The organism is Arthrobacter sp. Y3223164 (assembly GCF_059091005.1).
In genome coordinates this window covers 1-620 of record NZ_JBNHGF010000778.1, presented here as the reverse complement: position 1 = coordinate 620, position 620 = coordinate 1, and the positions used below count along the sequence as shown (strand labels likewise).

The window sequence follows — 620 nt, the reverse complement described above, 5'->3', positions numbered from 1 at the left end:
GCGACGACGACCACGCGCCGGGCGCTGGGCATCCACGCCCCGATGGCCTCGGCGATCTCCGATGTGGCGGCCGCGCGCCGGGACTACATGGACGAATCGGGCGGCCGCTACGTGCACGTGATCGCCGACGGCGGCGTGGGCTTCAGCGGCGACATCGTCAAGGCCATCGCCATGGGGGCGGACGCCGTGATGCTCGGTTCCGCCCTGGCCCGGGCGGAGGAAGCGCCGGGCCGCGGCTGGCACTGGGGCCAGGAGGCCCACCACGACGAACTGCCCCGGGGCGACCGCGTGAACGTGGGAACCGTCGGACCGCTGGAGCGGGTGCTGCACGGCCCGTCCAACCACACCGACGGAACCTCCAACCTGGTCGGTGCGCTGCGCCGGTCGATGGCGACCACCGGGTACTCGGACCTGAAAGAGTTCCAGCGCTGCGAAGTGGTGCTGGCGCCGATCCAGGCCCGCGACTGATCCGACCATGCTGGGAGGCTGATAGGCGATGACCACCGGAGCCCTGAGTCCCGAGAGCCGCGAGCAGGCGCTGGCCGCGCTGCGCGCCACACAGGAGCGCGGGGCCGAGCTGGACGTGCTGATCGTCGGCGGCGGGGTGGTGGGCGCCGGGG

The 620-nt window shown here is 73.2% G+C and carries 1 protein-coding gene; it reads left to right on the top strand.

The genetic code is table 11. The features are described 5' to 3' along the window. Window positions 1-468: IMP dehydrogenase (locus tag AC5RUJ_RS17960; protein ID WP_494156480.1), on the top strand; the 468-nt coding region annotated here is incomplete at its 5' end. Between the last annotated feature and the right edge of the window lie 152 nt (window positions 469-620).